Below are 20805 nucleotides of genomic sequence, written 5' to 3'. Positions count from 1 at the left end.
CCGCGTCTCCGTGAAATCCACCGTGCCCGAGCCTCTCGATCCGCTGCGCTTCGACAACCGCCTCGCCGCGCTCGGCGAGGCCTACGGCACGCGCGTCGCGCCGACGCCGCTGCGCGAGCCGCGGCTGCTGCACGCCAACGCCGCGCTCGCCGCGCAGCTCGGCCTCGATCCCGGCGCGCTGCAGAGTCCGGCCTTCGTCGAGACCTTCGCCGGCAACCGCGCGCTGCCCGGCGGCGCGCCGCTCGCCACGCTCTACGCCGGCCATCAGTTCGGCGTCTGGGTGCCGCAGCTCGGCGACGGCCGCGCGATCCTGCTCGGCCAGCTCCGCGACGCCGCCGGCGCCAGCTGGGATCTGCAGCTCAAGGGCGCCGGACGCACGCCGTACTCGCGCTTCGCCGACGGCCGTGCCGTGATCCGCTCGAGCGTGCGCGAATATCTCGCCGGCGAAGCCATGCATCATCTCGGCATCCCCAGCACGCGTGCGTTGAGCCTGATCGTCGGCGACGACCCGGTCTATCGCGAGACGATCGAGCGCGCCGCCGTGATCTGCCGCGTCGCACCCTCGCATATCCGCTTCGGCCACTTCGAGGTGTTCTACTACCGCGGCCAGCCGGAGCGCCTGGCGCCGCTCGCCGACCACGTCATCGACGAGCACTTCCCCGCGTTGCGCGGCGCGCCGGACCGCTACGCACGCTGGCTCGGCGAAGTCGTCGAGCGCACCGCGCGGCTGATGGCGCAGTGGCAGAGCGTCGGCTTCTGCCATGGCGTGATGAACACCGACAACATGTCGGTGCTCGGCCTGACGCTCGACTACGGCCCCTATGGTTTTCTCGACGCGTTCGACGCGCACCACATCTGCAATCACAGCGACGAAGGCGGCCGCTACGCCTACGACCGCCAGCCGGCGATCGGCTACTGGAACTGCTCGCGGCTGCTGCAGGCAACGCTGCCACTGCTCGACGCCGACGAGAACCGCGCCGTCGAGATCGCCGAAAGCCTGCTCGAACGCTACGGCCCGGTCTACGGCGAGACGGTGACGGCACGCTGGCGCGCCAAGCTCGGCCTGCGCGAGGCACGCGACGACGATGCGGCGCTGATCAACCGCTTCCTGTCGCTGCTGCACCAGGGTCGCGCGGATTTCACGCTCAGTTTCCGCCGCCTCGCCGCCGTGCCGGCCGCCGACGGCGGCGACGCCTCGGCGCTGCGCGACTGGCTGCCGGCGGTCGAGGCCTTCGACGCCTGGCTGCCGGACTGGCGCGCGCGCCTGCGTGCCGAGGACGGCACCGACGACGCCGCGCGTGCGGCGCGGATGAACGCAGTCAATCCGAAATACGTGCTGCGCAACCATCTCGCGCAGCGCGCCATCGAGGCGGCGGAGCGCGGCAGCGGCGCGGAAATCGAACGCCTGCTGACGATCCTGCGGCGCCCGTACGACGAACAGCCGGAACACGAGGCCTACGCCGCCGAGCCGCCGGCGGATGCCCGGCACCTGAGCATCAGCTGCTCGTCGTAGGAAGAAAAGCCGGGAAGCGCGGCGTCACGTCCGCGCCGGCGCGACAGAGCGCGTTTAGGGAACCGCTGATAAAGCTCATCCATCGTCATGGCGAGGAGCCGCGGCGATGAAGCCATCCGGCGGCGCACGACACCCGTGGCGTCTCTGCATCGCCACGGCCGCTGCAGCCTTGCGATGACGGCGTTTTTCAGACCTTCCTCAGCGCAGCACGCCGACGTACTTGTTCGGCACCGCCAGCCCCGGCGCCGCCGCCGGGCGCGGTGCGGCCGGCGCGGCGGCGCGCGGTGCCGCGGCGCCGAACACCAGTTCCTCGAAACGCGCCGCCAGACGCTGGACCTCGCCGTCGGCGTGCGCGTAGGCCAGACGCAGGACCTCGCGCGCGTACTCGACGTTCTGCGTCATCCACACGGCGTCGATCACGCGTCCGCCGTTGGCGCGCATGCGCACATAGAGGCGCGTGGCGAGCAGCAATGCTTCGTTCTCGGTCATGACGACAACTCCCTTGCGCCGGCTTCATGCCGGACGCGCAAAAACCGCTCCTTCCGTCTGCCCCAGATCCAGCCTTGCGCCGCGTCGATCGCGATCTACGGAATCGTCTCCCCGTGCAGCGAGAGATCGAGTCCGGTGAGCTCTTCCTCGGCGCTGACGCGCAGGCCGACGGTGTACTTGAGGACGACCAGGATCAGCAGCGACACCACGCCGCTGTAGACCAGCGTCGCGAACGCGCCGATCGCCTGCGTCAGCACGTGGCCTTCGGCGCCGCCGATGTTCTTGTCGGCGAACACGCCGGTCAGCAGCGCGCCGACCAGACCGCCGATGCCGTGAATGCCGAACACGTCGAGCGAGTCGTCGGCGCCGAGCAGGCGCTTGAGGCCGGTCGCGCCCCAGTAGCAGGCGACGCCGGCGGCGACGCCGATCGCCAGCGCGCCGCCGACATTGACGAAGCCGGACGCCGGCGTGATCGCGACCAGGCCGGCGACGGCGCCGGACAGCGCGCCGAGCAGCGAGACGCGGCCGCGGATCAGCCACTCGGCGGTGACCCAAGTCAGCGAGGCCATCGCCGTCGCCGTCTGCGTGACCAGCATCGCCATGCCGGCGCGGCCGTCGGCGGCGACCGCCGAGCCGGCGTTGAAGCCGAACCAGCCGACCCACAGCAGCGAGGCGCCGAGCATCGTGAAACCAAGATTGAACGGAATGAACGGCTCGCTGCCGTAATGCGTGCGCCGGCCAAGCATGTAGGCGCAGGCCAGGCCGGCGGCGCCGGCGTTGATGTGCACGACCGTGCCGCCGGCGAAGTCGAGCGCGCCGAGGCCGGCGAGCCAGCCGGTCGGCTCCCAGACCCAGTGCGCGACCGGCGCGTAGACCAGCAGCGACCACAGCGCCATGAACAGCACCATCGCGCCGAAGCGCATGCGTTCGGCGAAGGCGCCGGTGATCAGCGCCGGGGTGATGATCGCGAAGGTCATCTGGAACATCACGAACACCGATTCGGGAATCGTCGTCGCGACGTGGCTGACGGTCAGCTGGCCGGCGTCCTTGAGATACAGCAGCCCCTGCAGCGCGAAGCGGTCGAGGCCGCCGAGGTACGGGCTGCCCGGCGTGAACGCGAGGCTGTAGCCGACCAGCACCCAGAGCACGGTGACCAGCGCGCAGACGAAGAAGCTCTGCAGCGCGGTGGCGAGCACGTTCTTCTTGCGCACCATGCCGGCGTAGAACAGCGCCAGGCCGGGAATCGTCATCAGCAGCACCAGCGCCGTCGAACTGAGCATCCACGCGGTGTCGCCGGCGCTGATGGTGTCGGCGGCGACCAGATGCGGGCGTGCCGCGACCTCGGCCGCGGCCGGCGCACTCAGGACGGTGGCGACGAATGCCGCGAATGCGGCGCACAGCGACGGCTGCCGGAACAGGCGTAGGCGCACGAAATTTCCCCCGATGCCGTTCCACCTTGAACGGTCGGATGATTCGCAAGCATGTTTGATGCCAGCGCCGCCGTACGCGATTCGCCCCAGGCCGGCGCACGGCGGGCGCCGGCCGGCCGCGGCCGGCGGCTCAGCGCGCGACGTCCTCGGCGCCGATCAGCGGCGTGATGACCGCGACCGGAGCGCTGCCGTAGCTCAGGAAGCGGTCATTGAACTTCTTCAGGTCGAAACGCTCGCCGAGCTGCTGCTTCAGGCTTTCGCGGAAGTCGTAGATCGCCGAGTAGCCGGCGAAGTAGCTGGCCAGCTGCACGTAACTGAGCTGGGCGCGGCGCCACTTGCCGTGCGCCTCCGTCTCGCTCTGGAAGGCCTCGTCGCGCAGCAGGTGCAGCGCCTCGTCCTCCGACATGCCGCGCACGTGCACGCCGTAATCGAGCAGCGTGTTGCAGACCACGCGCAACAGCCACTTCGAGTACATCAGCTCCATTTCCGGCGACGGGTCCCAGCCGCTTTCCAGCATCATGCGCTCGCTGTAGACCGCCCAGCCCTCGATCATCGGGCCGTTGCCGAACACGCTCTTGATGCGGCTCGGCGCCTTGTTGGCATAGACCAGCTGCACGTAGTGGCCGGGCACCGCCTCGTGGATCACCAGGATCTGCAGCAGCCAGCGGTTGTACTCGCGCAGGAAGCTGTCGGCCTGCGCCGGCGTGTAGTCGTCGAGCGGCGTGACGTTGAAGTAGGTCCTGGCGGTTGCATCGTAAGGGCCCGGCGCGTTGACCGAGGCCATCGCCACGCCGCGCTGGTACGGCGGCGTCACGCGCACCGCGAGCGGGCGGCTCGGATCGAGATCGACGAGCCCGTGCGTGCGCACCCAGTCCTCCAGGCGCGGAATCAGCGCCTGCACCTCGCCGTAGAAGCCGGCGGGCGTGGCGTGGTTGTCCGACAGCCGGGCGATCAGCTGGCCGATGCGTGCGACGCGCTCGGGCGGCGGCGCCTGATCCAGGAAGTACTTCGGCCACAGGTGGTCGGCGAGCTCGGCCATGCGCTCGTGCAGCCGCTCCTTCTCCTGCAACGCGCGCGCATGCAGCGCGTCCGGCGTGACGCCGGTCTGGATCGCGTAGCCGAACAGGCGCTCGTAGGCGGCGGCGCCGATGCGGAAGTCGCGGCCGCCGCCGTCGCGCGCGAGCCGTTGGTCGAGCGCCTCGAGAAAGGCGATGTAGCCTTCGACCGCGGCGCGTGCGGCGCGCAGCCGCTGCAGGAAGCGCGCGCGCTCGTCGGCGCGCAGCGCCGAACCGGCGAGCTGCCGTTCGAGCGCCTCGCCGAACACGTCGAGCGTGCCCTGGCTCTGCTGCATCGCCAGCTGCACCTGCTCGCGCACCGGCCGCTCGATCGCGGCGCGCGCCGCCGCGTAATAGGCCGGCACCTGCGTCAGGCGCTGCGAGACCGTGCGCAGACGCTCGGCCTCGGGCGCGTATGGCGTGTTCAGCAGCAGCGCGAAGGCGTCGGCGACGTTGTAGAGCGAGGGGTTCCACTGCCACTCGCGGAACTCGGCGAGCGACCAGCGTTCCTGCTCCAGCTGGCTCAGCAGCACCGCGCGGTCGGTACGCGTCGCTGCGTCCATGCCGGCCTCCGGCAGGCGCCGCAGCGCGGCGATCGAGCGGTCGAGAAAGGCGAGCCGGCGCGCGCGGTAGGCGGCGTCCGGCACGGCGATGCGCGCGGCATAGCGGTAATAGCCAACGGTGATCGCCGCGTCCGGCTGCAGCGCCCAGTAGCGATCGAGAAAGGCATCGCCGAACTGCGCGCGGAACGTCGCGCCGGCGTCGGCCCGCACGGCGCCGGCGAGCAGCAGCAGGGCGGCGGCGACGGCACGTGCCATCGTGACGGATCGGATCATGGGGTGCGCTCCTGTTGCGGTGGCCGCATCATAGCGGCGCATGCCCGCCGTTCAGAGCGGGCATTTCCTCATTCTGCGCGACCGCCGCCGACCTGACGGCGGGATCGCCGCTCGCGACCGCGAAGGAGCTCCATGACCCACGCCACCGCCGCCCCGCCCCGCCGCCGCATCGGCCCCGTCGACTGGCTGATGCTGGCGCTGGCGATCATTTCGATCGGCCTGCTCGCCTACGAAACCTGGGGGCCGGTCACCGCCCAGGAACGCCGTGACATCATCCTGGCCGATCTCGTCATCTGCGCGATCTTCGCCGTCGAATTCCTGTGGCGTTGGCGCGCCGAGGGCTGGAAGCGCCAGTTCCTGATGCGCAACTGGTACGAGATTCTCGGCATGATCCCGGCGGCGCATCCGGCGATCCGCGGCTTCCGCTTGTTCCGCGTGATCCGCATCGTCGTACTGCTGTCGCGCTTCGGCAGCGCCGCCGACCGCGCGCTCGGCGACGACTTCACCTACCTGCTCGTCAACCGCTTCAAGAACACCATCGTCGATTCGATCAGCGACGCCGTCACCGTCGCCGTGCTCGACGAGGTCGCCGACGTGCTCGGCCGCGGCACCTACACGCGCAACATCGCGCGCGCACTCAAGGAAAACGAGAAGGACCTGCGCGCGATGGTCTTCGAAAAGCTCGCCAACGATCCGCGCGCCAGCCGGCTGTCGCGGCTGCCGTTCTATCGCGACATCAGCGAGGCGCTGGTCGACGCCGGCTTCCGCATCGTCGAGGACGTGCTCGCCGACCCGCGTACCGACGAGCTGGTCGCCGACATCATGCGCGAGAATCTCACGCAGCTGCGCACCGCGGTCATCGTCAACAATGCGCCGGTCGCCGGCGACATCCGGCCGGCCTGAGCGTCGCCGCGGCGGCCGCGCCGGCGTGACAAAGCGTTACACCGTCGGCGACGCGGCTGCGGCACACTGCCCGTGCCCTCCCCGACTGGAAGCCCCGCCATGAAGATCCGCTCCTCGAAGATCCGTTCGCTGTGTTTCGTCGCGCTCGCCGTGCTCGGCAGCGCCCCGCTCGCGCACGCGCAGGACGGCGCGACGCCACCGGCCGGTTCCGGTGCCGGCGCCGCCTGGTGCCAGCAGCATCCGGAGCGCTGCGAACAGGCCAAGGAACGCATCAAGGCCAAGTGCGACGCCGATCCGGCCAAGTGCGAGGAAATGAAGCAGAAGATGCAGGAGAAGGCGGCCGAGTGCCAGGCCCATCCGGAGTCGTGCAAGGAAGAGCGTCGCGCCAAGCTCGAGGAAGCCTGCAAGGCCAATCCGGACCGGCCGATCTGCAAGCGCCTGTCGGCGACGCCGGCCAAGTAACGCGCGCCAACCGGCCAGCACGGCGCGTCCCGGCACGCGTCGTGCTTCTCATTTACGCACCGCCGGACACCGGCTGCTACACTGATCACATGTTCCGTCACGGCTCGCCGCTGCTCGCCGTCCTGCTGACCGTCCTGGTCAGCTCGATGCTGCTCGTGCGCGCCGTCGACCTGCACTGGCACCAGCATCTCGGCGAAACGCAGACGACCGTCGACGGCAGCATCGTGCCGCTGACCTATATCGCCGACGCCTCGACCCCGCACCTGCCGCACGATCAGGATCACGACGTGCGCATGTTCGGCGACGACGGTTCGGCACAGGCCGTCATGCCCCTGACGGCCTGGCCGGTCGCCCTCGTCGTCCTGCTGCCGCTGTTGCTGCTGCTGTTCGCGCCGCCGCACACCGGCCTGCGCCCCGAGCGCGCCAGCCCGTCCGGGCTGTACCGACAGCCACAGCTCCCGCCGCCGCTGCGCGGCCCGCCCCGCTAGTTCCCGATTGCTGCGGCTGACGCCCGTCAAGGCGTGCGGCTGCGGCCTGCCCCAATATCGCCCGCATGCCGTCCGGCATGGGCGATGCCGTCGTATTCATCAGTTTCGGGAGCTACACATGTTGCCCAAACGCTGGCGTCCCGCCGCAGGCCTCGGCCTGCTGCTGGCGCTGTCCTGCGCGGCCGCCGCCGCGCCCCCCGTGGCCGAAGTGCCGCATCCGCTCGGCGAACTGCGCCTCGATCAGGCCGCGACGCTCGCCTTGCGCGCGCATCCGGATCTGGCCCGCTACGCCTACGACCGCGCCGCCGCCGACGGCCGCCGCGTGCAGGCCGGGCTCAGCCCGCGCACCGAAGTCGGCGTCGATCTCGAGAACTTCGCCGGCAGCGGCCCTTACCGCAACGCCGAATCGATCGAGGCGACGCTGCGCCTGGCCAAGGTCTGGCAGAGCGCAGGCAAGCGCGAAGCGCGCATCGGCGTCGCCAGCGCGCAGATCGAACAGGTCGACGCTGACACCGAGCTGGCGCGACTCGACGTGCTGGCCGAGACCACGCGCCGCTTCATCGATGTGGTCGAGTCGCAGGAGCAGCTCGATCTCGCCCAGCGCAGCATCGACAACGCCAAGTTGACGCTGGCCGCGGCCGAGCGCCGCGTGCGCGCCGGCGCGGCGTCGAGCCTCGAAGTCAACCGCGCGCGCATCGCGCTCGAACGCGCCCAGCTGGAGTACGAGCACTACGAGCATCTGCTGTCGACGCAGCGCCGCATGCTCGGCGCGCAGTGGGGTGAATCCGAGCCGCAGTTCGACCATGCCCGCGCCGAGCTGCGCATGCTGCCGGCGACGGACGACTACAGCGTGCTGGTCGAGCGCCTGCGGCGCAGCCCGGATTTCGCGCGCTACGACGTCGAGCAGCGCCTGCGCAATGCCGAGCTGAGCTACGCGCAGTCGCAGGTCAACGGCGACCCGCTGTTCAGCGCCGGCGTGCGCCGTCTGCAGTCGACCGGCGACTACGCGCTGATCGCCTCGATGCTGCTGCCGTTGCCGATCGGCAACCGCAACCAGGGCGCGATCGCCGAAGCCGCGGCGCTGCGCGACCGCGTCGGCGCCGAACGCCGCGCCGCGGCGGTCAAGAGCGAAACGACGCTGTACGACTTCGTCCAGGAACTGCGCCACGCGCGCACCATGGTCGAATCGCTGCGCGATGTGCTGGTGCCGCAGGCCGAAGAAGCACTGACGCTGACGCGCCGTGGCTACGCCAATGGCCGCTATTCGCAGATCGACCTGCTCGACGCGCAGAAGACGCGCCTCGACCTCGAACGCGAACTGCTGACCAACGCCGCCGATTACCACCGCATGCTGGCCGCCGTCGAGCGCATGACCGCGCTGGCCGCCGCCCCGAACGGAACTCCCTCGCCATGAACCACACTCTTGCTCTCACCAGCATCGCGCTCGCCGCCCTGCTCAGCGCCTGCGGCGGCGACGCCCCGCCGGCCGCGATCGCCACGCCGGCGGCCGCGACCGAACTGGTCATCCAGCTCGACGAGGCGCACCGCCGCGAGGCCGGCGTCGAAGTCGCGCCGGCCGGCCCGCAGACGATCGCCGACGTGCTGAGCGTCTACGGCGAGATCGCGCCGGCCGCCGACCACATCCGCCGCGTCGCCGCGCGCTACCCCGGCATCGCCCGCAAGGTCACCAAGAACATCGGCGACCGCGTCGCCGCCGGAGAGACCCTGCTGGTGGTCGAATCGAACGACAGCCTCGAGCCCTATCGCATCACCGCGCCGATCGGCGGCCGCATCCTCGACCGCCAGGTCAACGACGGCGAGTCGCTCGGCGACCAGACGCTGTTCCTGATCGGCGACCTGTCGAAGGTCTGGGCCGAGCTGGCGGTGTTCCCGCACGACGCCGGGCGCGTCAGCGTCGGCCAGCCCGTCGATCTCTACGCCGAGCGCGGCAGCGAGGCGACGCGCGCCCGCGTCGACTACGTGGCGCCGGAGAGCGATCCGCAGCGCCGCAGCGTGCGCGTGCGCGCGACGCTCGACAACGCCGACGGCCGCTGGCGCCCGGGCCAGTTCGTCAGCGCCGAGCTGATCACCGCCGAGCACGCCGTCGCGCTCGCCGTGCCGCAATCGGCGCTGCAGGAGCTGGAGGGTCGCAGCAGCGTGTTCGTCGAGCGCGACGGCGGTTTCGTCGCGCGCGCCGTCGTGCTCGGCGCGCAGGACCGCCATTACGCGGAAGTGCGCGAGGGCCTCGCCGCCGGCGAGCGCGTCGTGGTCGGCAACAGCTTCTTGCTGAAGTCGCAGTGGCAGGCCAAGAGCGAGGAGTGAACCCATGATCGACTCCCTGCTCCACCTCGCCGTCACGCGGCGATGGATGATGGTGCTGCTGGCCCTGCTGCTGGCGGCGATCGGCGTGTTCTCGTACCAGCGCCTGCCGGTCGACGCGGTACCGGACATCACCAATGTGCAGGTGATGGTCGCGGCGCGTGCGCCCGGCTATTCGCCGCTCGAAACGGAACGCCGCGTCACCTTCCCGATCGAAACCGCGCTCGGCGGCATGCCCGGCCTCAAACAGACGCGCTCGATCTCCAAGTACGGCCTGGCGACGATCACCGCGGTGTTCGAGGACGGCACCAACATCTATCTGGCCCGCCAGCTCGTCAACGAGCGCCTGATCGACGTCCGCTCCAGCCTGCCGGCCGACGCCGAAGTCTCGCTCGGCCCGATCGCGACCGGTCTCGGCGAGATCTTCATGTACGCGCTGCGCGCCAAGCCCGACGCGCGCCAGTCGGACGGCACGCCGTATGACGCCACCGCGCTGCGCACGATCCAGGACTGGATCGTGCGGCCGCAGCTGCGGCAGACCTCCGGCATCACCGAAGTCGACACCATCGGCGGCCGCGTCAAGGAGTTCCACGTGCTGCCCGATCCGGCGCGGCTGCTGGCCCAGCAGCTGAGCCTCGACGATCTGCGCATGGCGCTGATCGCGTCGAACGGCAGCCGCGGCGCCGGCTACATCGAGCGCTACGGCGAACAGCTGCTGGTGCGCGTGCCCGGCGAGCTACGCGGGCTCGATGACCTGCGCCGCGTCGTCGTCGCCACGCGCAACGGCGTGCCGGTCACGGTCGCCGACGTCGCCGAGGTCAGCCTCGGCGGTCCGCTGCGCACCGGCGCCGCGCAGCTCGGCACCGAGGAGACGGTCCTGTCGACGGCGTTCATGCTGATCGGCGAGAACAGCCGCATCGTCGCCCGTCGCGTTGCCGCCAAACTCGACGAGATCCGCGGCCGCCTGCCCGAAGGCGTCGAGGCGGTCACCGTCTACGACCGCACCGTGCTGGTCGGCAAGACCGTCGCCACCGTGCAGAAGAACCTCATCGAAGGTGCGGTGCTGGTCGTCGTGGTGCTGTTCGTGATGCTCGGCAATCTGCGCGCCGCGCTGCTGACTGCGCTGGTGATCCCGCTGTCGCTGCTGATGACCTTCACCGGCATGGTCAGCGGCGACATCAGCGCCAACCTGATGAGCCTCGGCGCGCTCGACTTCGGCCTGATCGTCGACGGTTCGGTGATCATCGTCGAGAACTGCCTGATGCGGCTCGGACACGCGCAGCACGAGCGCGGCGGCGTGCTGCCGCTGCGCCACCGGCTCGCCGTCGTGCACGAGGCGACCGGCGAGGTGTTCCGCCCCAGTCTGGTCAGCGTGCTGGTCGTGGTGCTGGTGAACCTGCCGATCCTCGCCCTCACCGGCGTCGAGGGCAAGATGTTCCATCCGATGGCGCTGACCGTGATCATCGCCCTGCTCGCCGCGCTGCTGCTGTCGGTGACGCTGGTGCCGGCGCTGGTCGCGATCCTGCTGACCGGCCCGATCTCGGAGAAGGACAACGTGCTGGTGCGCGGCGCCAAGCGCGTCTATGCGCCGATGCTGAACTGGGCGCTGACGCACCGTCCGCTGGTGCTCGGCGGCGCCGTGGCGCTGACGCTGGCCTGTGGCTGGCTGGTGACGCGGCTCGGCGCCGAGTTCATCCCCAACCTCGACGAGGGTGACGTCGTCATCCAGCCGACCCGCATCCCGGGCATCGGCATCGAGCAGGCGGTGGCGACGCAGAAGCTCGTCAACACCGCGCTGCTCGAGGTGCCGGAAGTGCGCCTGGTGTTCGCGCGCACCGGCACCAACGAGGCGGCGACCGACCCGATGTCGCCGGGCGAGACCGACACCTTCGTGATGCTCAAGCCGCACGAGGAATGGCCGAACCCGGACAAGCCGAAAGCGCAGCTGATCGACGAACTGGCCGCCGCCGTCAACGCGGTGCCCGGCGCGGCGTACAGCTTCACGCAGCCGATCCAGATGCGCTTCAACGAGCTGATCTCGGGCGTGCGCTCGGACGTCGCGATCAAGGTGTTCGGCGACGATCTCGACACCCTGCAGCGGCTCGCCAACCGCATCGCCGCGCGCATCGGCGGCATCGCCGGCGCCGCCGACGTCAAAGTCGAGCAGGCCAGCGGCCTGCCGATGCTGGCGGTACTGCCGGACCGCGCGCAGCTGGCGCGCTACGGAGTACGCGTCGCCGACGTGCAGGATCTGGTCGCCACCGCCGTCGGCGGCAGCGGCGCCGGCACGATCTTCGAGGGCGACGCGCGCTTCGCGGTCGTGGTGCGCCTGCCCGAGGCGGCGCGCACCGATCCGGCGGCGCTCGCGCGCCTGCCGGTGCCGCTGCCGGGCGGCGGCTACGTGCCGCTGTCCGAGGTCGCGAAAATCGAGCGCACGCTCGGCCCGAACCAGATCTCGCGCGAGAACGGCAAGCGCCGCGTCGTCGTCACCGCCAACGTGCGCGGCCGCGATCTCGGCGGCTTCGTCACCGAAGCGCGCACCGCGGTCGAATCCGGCATCAAGCTGCCGACCGGCTACTACGTGAGCTGGGGCGGCACGTTCGAGCAGCTGTCTTCGGCGGCCAACCGCCTGATGATCGTCGTGCCGATCTCGCTGCTGATGATCTTCGGCCTGCTGTACCTGACGTTCTCGTCGGTCAAGGACGCGCTGCTGGTGTTTTCGGGCGTGCCGCTGGCGCTGACCGGCGGCATCATCGCCCTCTGGCTGCGCGACATTCCGCTGTCGATCTCGGCCGGCGTCGGCTTCATCACGCTGTCCGGCGTCGCCGTGCTGACCGGCGTGGTGATGGTCGCGATGTTCCGCAACCTGCTGTCGCAGAGCCGGCCGCTCAACGAAGCGATCACCGAAGGCGCGCTGTCACGGCTGCGGCCGATCCTGATGGTGGCGCTGGTGGCGTCGCTGGGCTTCCTGCCGATGGCGCTCAACACCGGCACTGGCGCCGAAGTGCAGCGGCCGCTGGCGACGGTCGTCATCGGCGGCATCATCTCGGCGACGATCCTGAGCCTGCTGGTGCTGCCGGCGCTGTATCAGGCCGCGCACCGCCGCGATACGGACTGACGGCCGCAAGCGGGCCGGTGCAGCGCCGAGGGCCGCAAGGCCGCCGACGCTGCACCGGCCTTTTTCGTTTTGGTCGAGCTTCGCGGGCGACGGGCGCCGCCCGCGATAGGCTCCGGACTCTCCGGAGCCGGGCCGATCAAGCCTCGGCCGCTTCGCCTTCCAGCGCGGCGAGCCGCGCGCGCACTTCCTTCTTGCCGACGCCGCGCAGTTCGGCGATCTTCTCGAGCTGGGCGGCGCGCGGCGTCGCCCGGCGCGTTTCCCAGTTGTAGACCGCCTGCTCGCTGACGCCGATCAGCAGCCCGAACTCGCGGGCGCTGACGCCCAGGCGCGTGCGCAGCGGCTTCAGCCCCTTGGCGACGAAGCGCAGCTTGCGCCCCGGCGCGTCGGCCTCGACGTCCGGCACAGCGTTCGCCGCAGCGCGGCGCAGCCGCGTCACTTCCTTCTGAAGGTCGCCGACCTGCTTCTTCAGCGCCGCGAGCTGCCGCCGGTGCGCCGTGCTGGCCTTCTGCAGCGACGCCGCCTGCTGGCGCACGACCTTCTTCGACAGGCGGGTGATTTCGCTCTTCAGCAGAGCCGCGATATCCGACATAAGTTTCTGGAACCAAAGGGTGAAACGGGGGGACGCGCCGGCGGTCGCCGGCCGAGAAATGAAAAACATTACCGATGCTGGCCGGCAGGGGCAACTGCGAGCCGTCCCCCGTCCGGGCGGCTCGGCCCCGCGCGCGGCCCGGCGAAGCACCCGGTACTGTCCCGTTTACGCGACAGCGCCGGGCGTACCGCCGGCGGCATGCGTTGCGCCGGAGCGCCGATTCCGCAAGCATCCCGGCCATGCTGTTGCGTCTGCCTGCCGCCCTGCTGTTCGGAAGCTGTGCGCTGGCGCCGCTGCCGGCGGCGGCCGCGTCCGGCGCCTGCCCGAACCCCGAGCTGAGCCTCGGCTGCGGCAGCTGCCATGGCGCGGCGCCGGACGCACTGCCGGCACTGCCGCGCGCTCCGGCCCCGGCCTTGTACGCGCGGCTCGCACGCCTGCGCGACGCGCCGTACACCGGCACGGTGATGCCGCGCCTGCTCGCCGGCCTCGACGATCAGACCCTGCAGGCGCTCGCCGCCGCGATCGCCTGCGAGCGCGGCGGCGCGCCGTGACGACCCGGCGCCAGCTGCTCGGCGGCTTCGCGGCGCTGGCGACGGTGGCGCTGCCGGCCGCCGTGCGTGCAGCCTCGGCGCGCGTCGTGATCGTCGGCGGCGGTTTCGCCGGCGCCAGCTGCGCGCTGGCGCTGCGCCGCATCGCGCCGGCGCTGGAACTCGCCGTCGTCGAGCCGCGCGGCACGTTCCTGACCGGGCCGTTCTCCAACGCCGCGCTCGCCGGCCTGATCGGCCCCGAGCGCATCCGCGCGCGGCCCGGCGACGGCCTGCGCCGCCACGGCATCCGCTGGTTCGCGCAAGCGGCGGTCGCGCTCGATCCGGTCGCGCGCGAGCTGCGCCTCGCCGATGGCCGGCGCCTGCGCGCCGAGCGCATCGTCGTCGCCCCCGGCATCGACTTCGTCTACGAGGCCATCGACGGACTCAGCGCCGCGAACAGCGATGCCGTGCCGCACGCGTGGCGGATCGACGGCCAGTTCGCGCGGCTGCGCGCGCAGCTCGACGCGCTGCCCGACGGCGCGACCGTGCTGATCGCCGCGCCGCCGAATCCGTACCGCTGCCCGCCCGGCCCCTACGAGCGCGCCAGCCTGTTCGCCTGGCACGCGCAGCGACGCGGCCTGCGCCGCCGCATCGTCATCGCCGACGCCAAGGACGACTTCTCCAAGCGCGCCGCCTTCATGGCGAGCTGGAACGCGCTGTATCCAGGCATGATCGAGTGGTGGCCGCGCGCGCAGGGCGGCGCCGTCGTCGCCGTCGACGTCGCGGCACGCCGCGTGCACCTGGCCGGTGGCGAGACGGTGCACGCCGCGCTGCTCAGCCTGATCCCGCCGCAGCGCGCCGCCGCGTTCGCGCGCGACGCCGATCTCGCCGACGCGTCGGGCTGGTGTCCGGTGGAGCCGCTCGGGTTCGAGTCGACGCGCCATCCCGGCATCCACGTGCTCGGCGACGCCTGCATCGCCGCGCCGATGCCGAAGTCGGCGTTCGCCGCCAACAATCAGGGCAAGGCCTGCGCGCTGGCGATCGCGCACCGGCTCGCCGGCGAAACGCCGCCGGCGGCGCTGCTGCTCAATACCTGTTACAGCCTGCTCGCTCCGGATTACGCGCTGTCGATCTCCGGCAGCTATCGCGCCGTCGGCGGCCGTCTCAACGAGCTGTCGTCAGGACTGAGCCCGGCGCACGCCGACCCGGCGCTGCGCGAACTCGAGGCGCGCCACGCCGAGGGCTGGCAGGCACAGCTGTTGCGCGACAGCTTCGGCTGAAAGCACGCCCGGCGCGTGCCGCCCAGGCCCGGGCGATACCGGTGCAGGCAACGTCCGCCGCCAGCCGGGCCGGCCCGATCATCGAGCAGACGTCGCTCCGGCGGCGCCTGCAGTCCTCGACGATCGCGACTGCGGCGCCCCGGACGGTCGACACAGGCGCCGTAGCCGGGTTCGTTGCGGCTGCCGTCGCCGGCAGCGGACAGCGCCGCGACGGCCGCCCGACGCCGGCGATGCCGGATCAGGTCGCCAGCGGATAGAACAGCACGCTGAGCGCGAACAGCCCGGCGTAGAAGCCGATCTCCAGCGTCTCGGTCCACGGCTGGATGCGGCGCAGCGCGCCGTAGATGTGCACCAGCACCATCGAACCGGTGATCGCCAGCAGCATGCGGAACACGACCTCGATGTCGTGGCCGTGCGCGGCGCGCCAGGCCAGCCATTCGAAGATCAGGATGAAGGCGCCGAGGCAGCGCCCGAAGTAGACGGCCAGATCGGTATGCTCCGGGATGCGCCACTGCATGGCGCGCGCCCAGTGCAGCGGCACCAGGAAGATCGGCAGCGCGAACGCCAGCGTCGTGCCGATCACCAGCACCTTGAGGTAGACGGGCGCGTAAGCGCCCCACAGTCCCAGCCATTGCATCGTTTCCCCTCCTTGTGACACCGGCGCAGCGCGGCCGGCGATGTTGTCGTTTTCTACTCGCGCACGTCCGGCGCCAGACGCCGCAAGGCCTGCGTCTCCAGCGCCGGGTACAGATGTGCCGCCGAGCGCGACAGCTCGGCGCGCAGCACCGCGAAATCGCCGAAGCGCGCCGGCACCGGCAGCTCGGCGAGTTCGGGCAGGTCGACGCCGCGCGCAGCCGCCTCGCGCAGCATTGCGTCGAGCCAGTGCAGGTAGTCGCGCGTCTCGCGAATCGCCTCCGGGCCCTGCAGCACCGGTCCGTGGCCGGGCACCAGCGTCTTGTACGGAATCATTTCGAGCCTGTCGAGCGCGGCCAGCCAGCGCGCAAGATCGGCGTTCGGCGTGCTCGGCGTGCGCCGGTGGAAGACCAGATCGCCGGCGTAGAGCGTGGCGCTGCGCTCGTCGAACACCGCGAGATCGGCGTCGGTGTGCCCGGCCAGCGCGATCAGCTGCAGCGCGCGACCGCCGACCTCGACGCGTCCGGCACCGGCCGGCAGACCCGGCGCGACCGCCTGCGTGCCGCGCATCGCGTCGCCGACGAGGCGGTACAGATTGTCGGCCAGCGCATCGCCGTTGGCAGCAATCGCCTCGCGCGTCGCCGGCAGCGCATAGACCGGAACGCCGGCATAAGCCTGATCGCCGAAGAAATGATCGGGATGCGCGTGCGTGATGTAGACGCGCGCGACCGGCCGGCCGCTGCGCCGCTCGATCAGCGCGCGCTGCTGCTCGCCGTACAGGCGCGACGGTCCGCTGTCGATGACGATGGCGCCGGCCGGCGTATCGATGTAGCCGGTGTTGACGATGTTGCCGCCGTTGGCACGTGTGAAATGTTCGAGCGCGCCGACGAAAACGTAGGCGCCGTTGCCGAGCGCCTGCGGCGCGAGGCGGTAGTCGTATTGCGCAGGCGCCGCGCCGACGGCGAGCAACGCCAGCAGCGCCAGCAGCGCGCTGGAACCCGGCAGACACCTCATGGCGCCACCGTGCCGGCGAAGCGGTTGGCCTGGGTGTCGCGGCCGCGGATCGAGACCACGCCGCGGCCGCCCAGATCGAAACTCAGCAGCGGGTTCTCGGCCACCGGCTCGAAGGTCTGCAGATGCGCGAGCGTGCGGCCGTCGGCGTCCCGCAGATCGAGCGTTTCCAGATAGAACGCCGGAATGCCGCCGGCCAGACCGGTGTCCATCGGATGGATCAGCTGCAGACGCAGGCGGCGCCAGCCATCGGCGCGCGGCCACAGGCGCGCGTCGATCTCGCCGAAGCGATCCTTCCACAGACCGCTGCCGCTGGCCTGACTCGGCGTTGTGCAGCCGCCACCGGAAGCGTCGAGCCAGGCGCCGCCGAGGTGCCAGACGCCGTCGCCGGTGCGGACCGCGGCCCGCAGCGGCGTCGCCTGCTGGACCTTGAAGCGAAAGCCGATCGCCGGCCGCGCCAGCTCGCTCGGCTCGTAACGCAGGATGGTCGTGATCGGATTGAGGTCGGCGAACACGAGGATCTCGCGCACGTCGGCGAGCGCGTCGGCATCGACGTGCACCGGCACCGCCAGCGGGTCCTCGGCCGCGCCCGCCATCAGCACCCGCACCGCCGCATCGAAGCGCACCGTCTGCCCGGCGAAGTAGCGCTCCGCCATGTACGGCCAGGCCGGCGAACGCAGCGGATCGTCGGGCGGCGCGGCGAGCGCCGGCGCGACCCATGCGGCGGCGAGCAGCCAGGCCCGGCATCGCATGCGCAAAAGCCTCAGTGCCCGGCGAGCGCGAGCGGCGCGTCCGCCTGCGTCAGGCCGTAAGCGGCGTAGATCGTCTGCAATCGGCCGTCGCGGCGCAGCGCGGCGAGCGCGTCGACGAGCGCGGCCTTGAGCTGCGGGTTGCCGGCCTTGATCGCCATACCGACGTCCCAGGACGTCCGGAACAGCCCGGTGAACTCGCTGATCTCGAAGCGCGGCGCCTCGGCGCCGGTGCGGAACAGCGCGCCCTCGAGCTGGCCGCGCGGCGCCATCACCGCGTCGACCTCGCCCTTGATCCAGGCGTCGATCGCCTCGCCGACGTTCAGCTTGCGCACCGCGCTGTCGCGCAGACGGCCGTTGAATGCGCCGCTCAGGTAGTAATCGCTGATCGAGTCGACCTCGACCGCGACCTTGTGCCCGGCGAGCGCCAGCGGCGAGTCGAAGCGCGCGAAACGCCCCGGCCGATAGATCACGCCGACGGTCTCGCGCTGGTAGACGTTGAACAGTTCCGCCTTGTCGTTGCGCTTGACGTACTCGGGGTCGAGGCCGACGTGCAGCATCAGGTCGGCGACGCCGCCGCCGAGGTAATGCCCTTTCCAGACCTGATTGCGCAGGTCGTCGTCGCTGTTCTCGTCGGCGTAGAACGGCCGCAGCGACAGGCGCACGCCGAGCCGCTCGGACAGCGCCTGCGCCAGATCGACGTCGACGCCGACATAGCGGCCGCCCTCGGCGTACGAGTACGGCGGAAAGTCGCGATAGACCGCGACCGACAGCTCGCCGCGCTCGCGAATCTCGTCGAGCCGGTCGCCGGCCATCGCCGGCGCGGCGAACATCAGCAGCAGCGCCGTCAGCAGCGCGCCGAATCCACGGTACCGGCGTTCAGTCGACATGGACCGAGTCCAGGTAGCTGCGGATGGCCCAAATCGCCGGCTCATTGAAGGTCGCTTCGAACGGCGGCATGTAGGTCACGCCGTTGCGCACCGAGCCGTGCCGCACGCGCATCTGGAAATACTCGTCGCCGTCGCTACCGGCCGGCAGGTTGCGCAGGTCCGGCGCGATACCGCCGGAAACGGCTTCGAGGCCGTGGCAGCGCGCGCAGTTCTGGTTGTAGGCCGAGGAGCCGATCTCGATCGCCTTGGCGTAGACCTTCTTGTCCTGTCGGTACGGATTCTCGGTCAGCGGCCCCTGCAGGGCCGGCAGGCCGTCGGTGTTGACGCCCTGCGGCGTGACGTTGCCGTGCGCGAGTGCGGCGCCGGCGGCGAGCACGGCAGCCGACGGCAGGACGACGATGGCGGTTTTCAGAATGGGGAAACGCATGGTGAACCTTCGATTTCGTGTCGTGATGAATCGCGGGAGAACCCGCTTCGGCACGGCGGGCCGCGAGGGCCCGCCGTGCCGAGCCCTTACTGCGCGGCGAGCTGCGTGCGGTGCAGCTTGAACACCCAGAGCATGCCGCCCTGGCTGATGTCCTTGATCTTCTTGGCGACCTCGCCGCCCCACAGCGGCACGGCGCCGCCCCAGCCCGAGGCCACGGCGACGTACTGCTCGCCGTCCTGCTCCCAGGTGATCGGCTGGCCGACGACGCCGGAGCCGGTCTGGAACTGCCACAGCTCCTTGCCGGTCCGGGCGTCGAACGCCTTGAAGTAGCCTTCCGGCGTGCCGGTGAAGACCAGATTGCCGGCGGTCGTCATCACGCCACCCCACAGCGGCGCCGGGTTCTTGTATTCCCAGACGATCTTGCCGGTGGCCGGATCCATCGCGCGCAGCGCGCCGATGTAGTCCTCGTAGAGCGGATGGATCGTGAAGCCGGCACCGAGATAGGCCGCGCCTTTCTTGTAGGTGATCGGCTCGTTCCAGATGTCCATGCCCCACTCGTTGGCCGGCACGTAGAACAGGCCCGTGTTGGCGTTGTAGGCCATCGGCATCCAGTTCTTGCCGCCGAGGAACGACGGCGCCGAGAACACCTGCTTGCCACGCTCGGCCTGCGCCGGATCGCCGGGACGCGTGTCGGCCTCGATCGGCCGCGCGGTCTTCGGATCGATGCCCTGGGTCCAGGTCTGCCTGGTGACGAACGGCGACGCGCTGATGAACTTGCCGTTGCTGCGGTCGAGCACGTAGAAGAAGCCGTTGCGGTCGGCCTTGGCGCCGGCCTTCACGGTCTTGCCGTCCTTCTTGAAGTCGAACGGAATGAACTCGTTGACGCCGTCGAAATCCCAGCCGTCGTTCGGCGTCGACTGGTAGCTCCAGACGATCTTGCCGGTGTCGGCGTTGATCGCCAGCGTCGAGCTCGAATACAGGTTGTCGCCGGGACGCAGATGCGAATTCCACGGCGCCGGATTGCCGGTCCCGCAGTAGATCAGCTTGGTGTCGCCGCCGTAGGTGCAGCCGAGCCAGGTCGCGGCGCCGCCGTACTTCCACATATCGCCCGGCCAGCTCGCGTTGAGCTTGCCGGTGATGCCGTTCTCCTTGCCGTTGAGATAGCCCATGTGACCCTCGACGGTCGGACGCGTCCAGACCAGCTTGCCGGTCCTGGCGTCGCGCGCGTCGACGCGGCCGACGATGCCGAACTCGCCGCCCGACACGCCGGTGATGACCTTGCCGTCGACGATCAGCGGCGCGGCGGTGTTCGAGTAGCCGGCCTTGTAGTCGCCGAGCGTCTCGCTCCACGCTACCTTGCCGGTGTCCTGCCTGAGCGCGACCAGCTTGGCGTCGAGCGTCGCGAAGATCACCAGATCGTCGTACAGCGCGGCACCGCGGTTGACGACGTCGCAGCACGGCATGATGCCGTCCGGCAGACGCTGCTCGTAGGCCCACAGGCGCTTGCCGGTGCGCGCGTCGAGGGCCCAGATGCGCGAGTACGAACCGGTGACGAAGATCTTGCCGTTGTAGACCAGCGGCTGCGTCTCCTGGCCGCGCTGCTTCTCGTCGCCGAACGAGAACGTCCAGGCCGGCACCAGATCACCGACGTTGGCCGTGTTGATCCGCGTCAGCGGGCTGTAGCGCTGGCCGCCCTGGCCCATGCCGACGGTGACGACGTCATCCGTCGTCGTCGCGTCGTCGGCGATCATCTTGTCGGTGACGGCGGCCGTCGCGGCGCCGCTGCCGATCAGCGCGGCCAGTGCCGCGAAACGGCCGAACCGGCGCCACGCACCGGCGCCCTGCGGGTTCCCCCGACGATGTTCGTCTTTCATGTGCTGCTCCTCTCTTCAGTTATCGATGCGGCAGATCGCCGCGTGTTATGGCTTGCTGCGAACGCAACGCCGATGCCAGCCGCGATGGCTGACGTGCCGGCCTGGCATGCGTGCGCTATCACCATGATTCGCTGCTGTTTTCCTCGCGGGCTTCGCGATCGCTCGCGTAGCCCGGACCGCGGCGCTGTCACAGCCCCGTGACAGCGCCGCCT

The 20805-nt window shown here is 70.7% G+C and carries 19 protein-coding genes; 9 read left to right on the top strand and 10 right to left on the bottom strand.

The features are described from left to right. Positions 1-22 precede the first annotated feature (22 nt). A complete protein-coding gene (locus K343_RS0104600; protein ID WP_084615681.1) occupies positions 23-1513 on the top strand; it encodes a protein adenylyltransferase SelO in 1491 nt (496 codons plus the stop codon). Between the two features lie 198 nt (positions 1514-1711). Here the strand turns inward: K343_RS0104600 and K343_RS23230 are convergent, their stop codons facing one another. The 3 genes from K343_RS23230 to K343_RS0104585 all read right to left on the bottom strand — a co-directional run bounded on the left by K343_RS23230 (position 1712) and on the right by K343_RS0104585 (position 5323). Next, positions 1712-2002 (bottom strand): hypothetical protein, encoded by a 291-nt coding sequence (locus K343_RS23230; protein WP_051277948.1) that lies wholly within the window; start codon positions 2000-2002, stop codon positions 1712-1714. A gap of 95 nt (positions 2003-2097) precedes the next feature. Continuing rightward, positions 2098-3432, bottom strand: a complete 1335-nt coding sequence (locus K343_RS0104590; protein WP_154662440.1) for an ammonium transporter — start codon at positions 3430-3432, stop codon at positions 2098-2100. Between the two features lie 130 nt (positions 3433-3562). Next, positions 3563-5323 (bottom strand): DUF885 domain-containing protein, encoded by a 1761-nt coding sequence (locus K343_RS0104585; protein ID WP_028007047.1) that lies wholly within the window; start codon positions 5321-5323, stop codon positions 3563-3565. A gap of 132 nt (positions 5324-5455) precedes the next feature. Between K343_RS0104585 and K343_RS0104580 the strand changes: the two genes are divergently transcribed. The 6 genes from K343_RS0104580 (at position 5456) to K343_RS0104555 (ending at position 12613) form a co-directional block, all read left to right on the top strand. Then, positions 5456-6226: an ion transporter gene (locus K343_RS0104580; protein WP_028007046.1), complete on the top strand. Its 771-nt coding sequence runs from the start codon at positions 5456-5458 to the stop codon at positions 6224-6226. A 99-nt stretch (positions 6227-6325) separates the two neighbouring features. Beyond that, positions 6326-6688, top strand: a complete 363-nt coding sequence (locus K343_RS0104575; RefSeq protein WP_020649759.1) for a hypothetical protein — start codon at positions 6326-6328, stop codon at positions 6686-6688. Between the two features lie 41 nt (positions 6689-6729). Beyond that, positions 6730-7176, top strand: coding sequence for a hypothetical protein (locus tag K343_RS0104570; RefSeq protein ID WP_154662439.1), 447 nt, complete (start codon positions 6730-6732; stop codon positions 7174-7176). Positions 7177-7294: 118 nt separating this feature from the next. Then, positions 7295-8590, top strand: a complete 1296-nt coding sequence (locus K343_RS0104565; protein WP_028007044.1) for a TolC family protein — start codon at positions 7295-7297, stop codon at positions 8588-8590. After that, positions 8587-9498, top strand: a complete 912-nt coding sequence (locus K343_RS0104560) for an efflux RND transporter periplasmic adaptor subunit (RefSeq protein ID WP_028007043.1) — start codon at positions 8587-8589, stop codon at positions 9496-9498. Before K343_RS0104565 ends, K343_RS0104560 begins: the two co-directional genes overlap by 4 nt. A gap of 4 nt (positions 9499-9502) precedes the next feature. After that, on the top strand, positions 9503-12613 hold the full coding sequence (locus tag K343_RS0104555; protein WP_028007042.1) for an efflux RND transporter permease subunit: 3111 nt from the start codon (positions 9503-9505) through the stop codon (positions 12611-12613). 136 nt (positions 12614-12749) lie between these two features. Here K343_RS0104555 and K343_RS0104550 read toward each other — a convergent pair whose 3' ends face one another. Continuing rightward, positions 12750-13202, bottom strand: coding sequence for a helix-turn-helix domain-containing protein (locus K343_RS0104550; RefSeq protein ID WP_028007041.1), 453 nt, complete (start codon positions 13200-13202; stop codon positions 12750-12752). 239 nt (positions 13203-13441) lie between these two features. On the opposite strand from K343_RS0104550, the gene K343_RS0104545 reads away from it, so the two are divergent. Continuing rightward, positions 13442-13753, top strand: a complete 312-nt coding sequence (locus tag K343_RS0104545) for a hypothetical protein (RefSeq protein ID WP_028007040.1) — start codon at positions 13442-13444, stop codon at positions 13751-13753. Further along, the gene (locus K343_RS0104540; RefSeq protein ID WP_028007039.1) at positions 13750-15009 is read left to right on the top strand and encodes an NAD(P)/FAD-dependent oxidoreductase; all 1260 of its coding nucleotides are present in this window, start codon (positions 13750-13752) and stop codon (positions 15007-15009) included. Before K343_RS0104545 ends, K343_RS0104540 begins: the two co-directional genes overlap by 4 nt. Before the next feature lie 238 nt (positions 15010-15247). On the opposite strand, the gene K343_RS0104530 is transcribed toward K343_RS0104540, so the two are convergent. From K343_RS0104530 to K343_RS0104505, 6 genes are all read right to left on the bottom strand, one after another. Next, complete coding sequence (locus K343_RS0104530; protein WP_028007037.1) at positions 15248-15646, bottom strand: hypothetical protein; 399 nt, start codon at positions 15644-15646, stop codon at positions 15248-15250. Between the two features lie 53 nt (positions 15647-15699). Next, the gene (locus tag K343_RS0104525; protein ID WP_028007036.1) at positions 15700-16656 is read right to left on the bottom strand and encodes a quinoprotein relay system zinc metallohydrolase 1; all 957 of its coding nucleotides are present in this window, start codon (positions 16654-16656) and stop codon (positions 15700-15702) included. Next, entirely contained in the window at positions 16653-17405 is a 753-nt protein-coding gene (locus K343_RS0104520) for a quinoprotein dehydrogenase-associated SoxYZ-like carrier (RefSeq protein WP_043112116.1), read from the bottom strand. The genes K343_RS0104525 and K343_RS0104520 overlap by 4 nt, the downstream gene beginning before the upstream one ends. Positions 17406-17416: 11 nt before the next feature. Then, positions 17417-18292: a substrate-binding periplasmic protein gene (locus tag K343_RS0104515; RefSeq protein WP_028007034.1), complete on the bottom strand. Its 876-nt coding sequence runs from the start codon at positions 18290-18292 to the stop codon at positions 17417-17419. Next, entirely contained in the window at positions 18282-18719 is a 438-nt protein-coding gene (gene pedF, locus K343_RS0104510) for a cytochrome c-550 PedF (protein ID WP_028007033.1), read from the bottom strand. The genes K343_RS0104515 and pedF overlap by 11 nt, the downstream gene beginning before the upstream one ends. A gap of 86 nt (positions 18720-18805) precedes the next feature. Next, positions 18806-20593: a methanol/ethanol family PQQ-dependent dehydrogenase gene (locus K343_RS0104505; RefSeq protein WP_051277947.1), complete on the bottom strand. Its 1788-nt coding sequence runs from the start codon at positions 20591-20593 to the stop codon at positions 18806-18808. Positions 20594-20805: the final 212 nt, after the last annotated feature.

Source organism: Solimonas flava DSM 18980 (assembly GCF_000426685.1).
Lineage (GTDB): Bacteria > Pseudomonadota > Gammaproteobacteria > Nevskiales > Nevskiaceae > Solimonas > Solimonas flava.
Note: the sequence above shows the minus strand (reverse complement) of the source record. Positions and strands in the feature narration are given on the sequence as shown.